This window comes from Acidovorax sp. KPB24-03, from assembly GCF_057546605.1.
Map to the genome: position 1 here is coordinate 1 of NZ_BAAJYR010000190.1, position 6,831 is coordinate 6,831.

Below are 6,831 nucleotides of genomic sequence, written 5' to 3' on the forward strand. Positions count from 1 at the left end.
GGGGATTCGCCGTGGTGGCGTCCGAAGTGCGCAGCCTGGCCAACCGCTCGGCCGAGGCCGCCAAGGAGATCAAGGCGCTGATCGCCGAGTCCGTGCAGCAGGTGGCCTCGGGCGCCAGCCTGGCCGGGCACGCCGGCCGCACGATGGAGCGCGTGGTCTCCACCATCCAGCACACGGCGCAGACCATGGGCGAGATCCGCAGCCACACCCGGTCGCAGAACCAGGACATCGCGGCCATCCACGCCGCCATGTCGCGGCTGGACGAGATGACGCAGCAGAACGCGGCGCTGGTGGAGCAATCCGCCGCCGCGGCGGAAAGCCTGCGCGGGCAGGCGCACGACCTGTCGTCGGTGATCAGCCGCTTCGCGCTGCCGCATTCCTCGGCGGCCAGCGAATCGGCGGAACGCCTCTCCGCGCCCGTGCCGGCGCCTTTGCCCGCAACGGTCCCTGCAGTGCGGGCCCTGCGCCTGGGCCACGCCTGAGGTCCGCCAGGGCACGCCGCCGCCTTGCCAGGCGGCGCGCCCTGCGCCCATGAAGGGCGATCAGCCCACCGGCTGGATCGGCACGTACAGCTCGCCGCCCGTGCCGCGGAACTCCACCGCCTTTTCCTGCAGGCCCTTGGCGGCGAACTCGCGCACCTCCTGCGTGATCTTCATCGAGCAGAACTTGGGGCCGCACATCGAGCAGAAGTGGGCGACCTTGGCGCTGTCTTTCGGCAGCGTTTCGTCGTGGTATTCCTGGGCCGTCTCGGGGTCGAGGCCCAGGTTGAACTGGTCCTGCCAGCGGAAATCGAAACGCGCCTGGGAGAGCGCGTCGTCGCGCGCGCGGGCGCCGGGGTGGCCCTTGGCCACGTCGGCGGCGTGCGCGGCGATCTTGTAGGCGATGATGCCCTGCTTGACGTCGTCGCGGTCGGGCAGGCCCAGGTGCTCCTTGGGCGTCACGTAGCACAGCATGGCCGTGCCCATCCAGCCGATCATGGCCGCGCCGATGGCGCTGGCGATGTGGTCGTAGCCCGGGGCGATGTCGATGGTCAGCGGGCCCAGCGTGTAGAACGGCGCTTCGTGGCAGGTCTTGAGCTGCTCGGTCATGTTGGCCTGGATCATGTGCATGGGCACGTGGCCGGGGCCCTCGATCATGGTCTGCACATCGTGCTTCCAGGCGGTCTGGGTGAGTTCGCCCAGCGTGTGCAGTTCGGCGAACTGCGCCTCGTCGTTGGCATCGGACGCGCAGCCGGGCCGCAGGCCATCGCCCAGGCTGAACGACACGTCGTACGCCTTCATGATGTCGCAGATGTCCTCGAAGTGCTCGTACAGGAAGCTCTCCTTGTGGTGCGCCATGCACCACTTGGCCATGATGGAGCCGCCGCGCGAGACGATGCCGGTGCGGCGCTGGGCCGTGAGGTGGATGTAGGCCAGCCGCACGCCCGCGTGGATGGTGAAGTAGTCCACGCCCTGCTCGGCCTGCTCGATGAGCGTGTCGCGGAAGATGGCCCAGGTCAGGTCTTCGGCCACGCCGCCGACCTTCTCCAGCGCCTGGTAGATGGGCACCGTGCCGATCGGCACCGGCGAGTTGCGCACGATCCAGTCCCGCGTGGTGTGGATGGCCTTGCCGGTGGACAAATCCATCACGTTGTCGGCGCCCCAGCGGATGGCCCACACCAGCTTTTCCACTTCTTCCTCGATGCTGGAGGTGACGGCCGAGTTGCCGATGTTGGCGTTGATCTTGACCTTGAAGTTGCGCCCGATCGCCATCGGCTCCACCTCGGGGTGGTTGATGTTGGCGGGAATGATCGCGCGACCGCGGGCCACTTCATCGCGCACGAACTCGGGCGTGATGATCTTCGGGATGCTCGCGCCCATGGGGTTGCCCATCAGCCGCTGCTCGCGGCCCGCATCCTGCATGTACTGCGCCATCCATTCGCGGCGGCCGTTCTCGCGGATGGCCACGTATTCCATCTCGGGCGTGACGATGCCGCGGCGCGCGTAGTGCATCTGCGTCACGTTGGCGCCGCTCTTGGCGCGCAGCGGCTGGCGCTGCAGCGCGGCGGCCTCGGCCCGCAGCTGGGCCAGGCGGGCGGCGTCCTCGCTCTTTTGGCCATCGTCCAGCGCCACGGGCGGACGGCCCTCGTAGTGCTCCACGTCGCCGCGCGCCGTGATCCAGCCGCCGCGCACGCTGGCCAGGCCCTGGCGCACGTCGATCACGGCCTCGGGGTCGGTGTAGGGGCCGGAGGTGTCGTACACGCTGACCTGCTCGCCGTTGGTGAGCGCGATGTCGCGCACCGGCACACGCAGGTCCGCGTGCGTGTGGCCGGGCAGGTAGGCCTTGCGCGATGCGGGAAAGGGCGCGCGGGTGAGCGCGAGCAGTTCGGCGAATTTTTCGCGGGCGAGGGGTTCGGGTGCGTTCATGGGGCAGGTCTCCTGTTTCCGGGGGCGGTGGGGCTGCTCCGGAAATGGACCTGTGCCTGGAACGCAGGCGCAGGGCGCCTGGTGAAGCGGTGCGTGCCACGCGGGTGCGGGCACGGTCACGGGAGGTCGGCTCTTCTTCCGCCGGTATGAACCGGATCAAGTTCGTCGGGTTCGCAAGCCAGCCTGACATTCGTCAGGCCGCCCGCATCTCAGCGCATCAGCACACCCCGGAGCAGGCGCCAGTATAGGCCAGCGCCTTGGCCCACCGCCATCCCGCCCCTGCGCTGCGGTCAGGCGATGCGCCCCAGGATGAGCACGGCGAAGAACACGAAGCCGGCGATCACCGTCCACTTCAGGATGATGAGCCCCCAGCGCTTGTAGCGCGCCTGCCCCGTGCCCACGTAGAACGCGAACGACACCGCTGCCATGAGCAGCAGCAGGGTGGCGATCCAGCGAAAGATCAGCATGCCGCGCGGCCCCGGCGTCGCCCTACCACGCGGCCACCGGCTGCGCGAAGCCGGCGGGCGCCTGGCGCTCGTTGTCGAACGTGGCGATTTCCCAGGCGTCCTCCTGCGCGAGCAGTTCGCGCAGCAGCAGGTTGTTCATCGCGTGGCCCGAGCGGAACGCGCTGTAGGCCGCCAGCAGTGGCTTGCCGACGAGGTACAGGTCGCCGATGGCATCGAGGATCTTGTGCTTCACGAACTCATCGTCGTAGCGCAGGCCGTCGCTGTTGAGCACCTTGTAGTCGTCCATGACGATGGCGTTGTCCAGGCCACCGCCCAGCGCCAGGCCGCTGGCGCGCATCATCTCCACGTCCTTGGTGAAGCCGAACGTGCGCGCGCGCGCGATGTCGCGGGTGTAGTTGCCGGAGCCGAGGTCGAACTCCACGCTCTGTCCGGTGGAATCGACCGCCGGGTGGGCGAAGTCGATCTCGAAGCGCAGCTTGTAGCCGTGGTACGGGTCGAGCCGTGCCCACTTCGTGCTCGGGCCCGTGCCCTCGCGCACCTCGACCGGGCGCGTCACGCGGATGAAGCGCTTGGGCGCCTTCTGCAGCTCCACGCCGGCGCTCTGCAGCAGGAACACGAACGAGGCGGAGGAGCCGTCGAGGATGGGCACCTCTTCGGCCGTGATGTCGATGTACAGGTTGTCCAGCCCCAGGCCCGCGCAGGCCGACATCAGGTGCTCGACCGTGTGCACCTTCGCACCGCCCACGCCGATGGTGGAGGCCATGCGCGTGTCCACAACGGCCATGGCGGTGATGGGAATGTCCACCGGCTCGGGCAGGTCCACCCGGCGGAACACGATGCCCGTGTCGGGCTGGGCGGGGCGCAGCGTCAATTCGACCCGCTGGCCGCTGTGCAGGCCCACGCCGACGGCGCGGGTCAGGGTCTTGATCGTGCGTTGCTGGAGCATCGGTCGATTTTAGAGGGGGAGGCCCCATCATGGGGCATCGCTGCCGCTATGGGCGCAATAGGCCCACGCGCGCAAGAAAAAACCGCCAGCCCCTTGCGGAACATGGCGGTGTTGTGGACAAGAAAGGCCCGCAGGGCCTTGCCCGTCAGTCGGCCTGCTTGCGCAGGAACGCGGGGATTTCCAGGTCGTCCATGCCGCCCGAGGACAGCGCGTCCACGCGGGCGGCCGCCTGCGTGCGGTTGGTACGCCACACGCTGGGCACCGACATGTTGCCGTAGTCTGCCTGCGCGGTGCCGCCACCGACCAGGCCCGCGCCCAGCGTCGCGCCGGCCATGGGCATCTGGTAAGCCACGTTGTCCGTGCCGGTGCGCAGGCCGCCCTGTACCACCGAGATGGGCTGGCGGCGTGCGTTCTGGCGCGACAGGCCGGTGGCCACCACGGTCACGCGGATCTCTTCGCCCAGGCTGTCGTCGTAGGCGGCGCCGTAGATCACGTGCGCGTCCGGCGAGGCGTAGGCGTTGATGGTGCTCATGGCCAGGCGCGACTCGGACAGCTTCAGGCTGCCCTTGGCGGCGGTCACCAGCACCAGCACGCCCTTGGCGCCCGACAGGTCGATGCCTTCCAGCAGCGGGCAGGCCACGGCCTGCTCGGCGGCGATGCGGGCGCGGTCGGGGCCGGCGGCCGTGGCCGTACCCATCATGGCCTTGCCGGGCTCGCCCATCACGGTGCGCACGTCTTCGAAGTCGACGTTGACGTGGCCGTATTCGTTGATGATTTCAGCGATGCCGCCCACGGCGTTCTTGAGCACGTCGTTGGCATGCGCGAAGGCCTCGTCCTGGGTGATGTCGTCGCCCAGCACTTCCAGCAGCTTCTCGTTGAGCACGACGATCAGCGAATCGACGTTGGCTTCCAGCTCGGCCAGGCCGTTGTCGGCATTGGCCATGCGGCGGCCGCCTTCCCAGTCGAAGGGCTTGGTGACCACGCCCACGGTGAGGATGCCCATCTCCTTGGCCACGCGCGCGATCACGGGGGCCGCGCCGGTGCCCGTGCCGCCGCCCATGCCGGCGGTGATGAACAGCATGTGCGCGCCGGTGATGGCGCTGCGGATGTCTTCCACGGCCGCTTCGGCGGCATCGCGGCCCTTGTCGGGCTTGCTGCCCGCGCCCAGGCCGCTGCCGCCCAGCTGGATGGTGCGGTGCGCGGGGCTGCGCGTGAGGGCCTGCGCGTCGGTGTTGGCGCAGACGAACTCCACGCCCTGCACATTGCGCGCGATCATGTGGGCGACGGCATTGCCGCCGCCGCCGCCGACACCGATCACCTTGATCTGGGTGCCCTGATTGAATTCTTCGGCTTCGATCATTTCGATGGTCATGGTGGGTGCTCCTAGTCTTTCACGTGAATTGCATGGGGCCAAAACGGCTGGATGGTTGGAATCGGGTGGGGCGCGGTCCGCGGCACGAAAGGGGGGCCGGTGCCCCGCCATCGTTGCCAGAACAGCGCATCGGGGCCGGCGCGAGCGAGCCAGTGCTGAGGGGACAACATGTCAGAAGTTCCCCACGATGAAATCTTTGAAGCGGCCGAACGCGGTCTTCACCGAGCCGCTCTTTTGCGCCACCTTGAAGCCGCGCAGGCGCGCCAGGCGCGCCTCTTCCAGCAGGCCCATGACGGTGGCGGCGCGCGGCTGGGCGATCATGTCGGCCAGCGCGCTCGAATACTTGGGAATGCCCCGGCGCACGGGCTTCAGAAAGATGTCCTCGCCCAGCTCGACCATGCCAGGCATGATGGCGCTGCCGCCCGTGAGCACGATGCCCGAGGACAGCACCTCTTCATAGCCCGACTCGCGGATGACCTGCTGCACCAGCGAGAAGATCTCCTCCACGCGCGGCTCGATCACGCCGGCCAGCGCCTGCTTGCTGAGCATGCGCGGGCTGCGGTCGCCCAGGCCGGGCACCTCCACCTGCGCCTCGGGATCGGCCAGCAGCTGCTTGGCATAACCGCTTTCGACCTTGATGTCCTCGGCGTCCTTGGTGGGCGTGCGCAGAGCCATGGCGATGTCGCTGGTGATGAGGTCGCCCGCAATCGGGATCACGGCCGTGTGGCGGATCGCGCCGCCGGTGAAGATCGCCACGTCGGTCGTGCCCGCACCGATGTCCACCACCGCCACGCCCAGCTCGCGCTCGTCGTCGGTCAGCACGGCCTGGCTGGAGGCGAGCGGGTTCAGCATGAGCTGCTCCACCTCGAGACCGCAGCGGCGCACGCACTTGATGATGTTCTCGGCCGCGCTCTGCGCGCCGGTCACGATGTGGATCTTGGCCTCCAGGCGGATGCCGCTCATGCCGATGGGCTCCTTCACATCCTGCCCGTCGATCACGAATTCCTGCGGCTCCACCAGCAGCAGGCGCTGGTCGCTGGAGATATTGATGGCCTTGGCCGTCTCCACCACGCGCGCCACGTCGGCCTGGGTGACTTCCTTGTCCTTGACCGCCACCATGCCGCTCGAATTGAGCCCGCGGATGTGGCTGCCGGTGATGCCGGTGTACACGCGCTGGATCTTGCAGTCGGCCATCAGCTCGGCCTCTTTCAGCGCCTGCTGGATGCTCTGCACCGTGGCGTCGATGTTCACCACCACGCCGCGCTTGAGGCCATTGCTGGGTGCGACGCCCAGCCCGGCCAGCTTGAGTTCGCCATTGGGCAGCACCTCGGCCACCACCGCCATCACCTTGGCGGTGCCGATGTCCAGCCCCACGACCACGTCTTTGTATTCTCTTGCCATATTCTGTGTCCTGCCCTCAGTGGTTCTGCCCTGTTGTTCTGGCGGGGCGCGCGCGCTGCGGCGCAGTGCGCGCGGGTGCCCGGGCGGCCGCCTTGGGGGCGTCGCCATTGACCGTGGTCACCCCGCGCAGCCGCAGCGCATAGCCGTCGGCGTGGCGCAGGTCGGCCGATTCGAGTGCGTCCGCGCGCCGCCCGTACTGGCCCGCCACGCGCGCCAGCGTGCGCACGAAGCGCTGCGTGC

The 6,831-nt window shown here is 68.7% G+C and carries 6 protein-coding genes, 1 pseudogene and 1 riboswitch; of the genes and pseudogenes, 1 reads left to right on the forward strand and 6 read right to left on the reverse strand.

Annotated features, from left to right (window positions below):
* Positions 1–482 (forward strand): methyl-accepting chemotaxis protein (locus AC27KI_RS16610; RefSeq protein ID WP_487114812.1); only part of this gene is annotated, 482 nt, incomplete at its 5' end.
* 60 nt (positions 483–542) lie between these two features.
* Here AC27KI_RS16610 and thiC read toward each other — a convergent pair.
* The 6 genes and pseudogenes from thiC to AC27KI_RS16640 all read right to left on the reverse strand — a co-directional run.
* The gene (thiC, locus tag AC27KI_RS16615; protein ID WP_272567223.1) at positions 543–2,405 is read right to left on the reverse strand and encodes a phosphomethylpyrimidine synthase ThiC; all 1,863 of its coding nucleotides are present in this window, start codon (positions 2,403–2,405) and stop codon (positions 543–545) included.
* A 116-nt stretch (positions 2,406–2,521) separates the two neighbouring features.
* Positions 2,522–2,645: riboswitch (TPP riboswitch) on the reverse strand.
* Positions 2,646–2,695: 50 nt separating this feature from the next.
* The gene (locus AC27KI_RS16620) at positions 2,696–2,872 is read right to left on the reverse strand and encodes a hypothetical protein (RefSeq protein WP_272567221.1); all 177 of its coding nucleotides are present in this window, start codon (positions 2,870–2,872) and stop codon (positions 2,696–2,698) included.
* 22 nt (positions 2,873–2,894) lie between these two features.
* Positions 2,895–3,818, reverse strand: a complete 924-nt coding sequence (lpxC, locus tag AC27KI_RS16625; protein WP_272567220.1) for a UDP-3-O-acyl-N-acetylglucosamine deacetylase — start codon at positions 3,816–3,818, stop codon at positions 2,895–2,897.
* A 145-nt stretch (positions 3,819–3,963) separates the two neighbouring features.
* The gene (gene ftsZ, locus AC27KI_RS16630; RefSeq protein ID WP_272549194.1) at positions 3,964–5,190 is read right to left on the reverse strand and encodes a cell division protein FtsZ; all 1,227 of its coding nucleotides are present in this window, start codon (positions 5,188–5,190) and stop codon (positions 3,964–3,966) included.
* A 171-nt stretch (positions 5,191–5,361) separates the two neighbouring features.
* Positions 5,362–6,591: a cell division protein FtsA gene (gene ftsA, locus AC27KI_RS16635; RefSeq protein ID WP_092741824.1), complete on the reverse strand. Its 1,230-nt coding sequence runs from the start codon at positions 6,589–6,591 to the stop codon at positions 5,362–5,364.
* Between the two features lie 16 nt (positions 6,592–6,607).
* A pseudogene (locus AC27KI_RS16640) lies at positions 6,608–6,831 on the reverse strand (cell division protein FtsQ/DivIB); the annotation flags it as partial.

Bases quoted from the DNA above. Each gene is read 5' to 3' on its own strand.
- thiC (WP_272567223.1), bottom strand. From the start codon at position 2,405: ATGAACGCACCCGAACCCCTCGCCCGCGAAAAATTCGCCGAACTGCTC.
- AC27KI_RS16620 (WP_272567221.1), bottom strand. From the start codon at position 2,872: ATGCTGATCTTTCGCTGGATCGCCACCCTGCTGCTGCTCATGGCAGCG.
- lpxC (WP_272567220.1), bottom strand. From the start codon at position 3,818: ATGCTCCAGCAACGCACGATCAAGACCCTGACCCGCGCCGTCGGCGTG.
- ftsZ (WP_272549194.1), bottom strand. From the start codon at position 5,190: ATGACCATCGAAATGATCGAAGCCGAAGAATTCAATCAGGGCACCCAG.
- ftsA (WP_092741824.1), bottom strand. From the start codon at position 6,591: ATGGCAAGAGAATACAAAGACGTGGTCGTGGGGCTGGACATCGGCACC.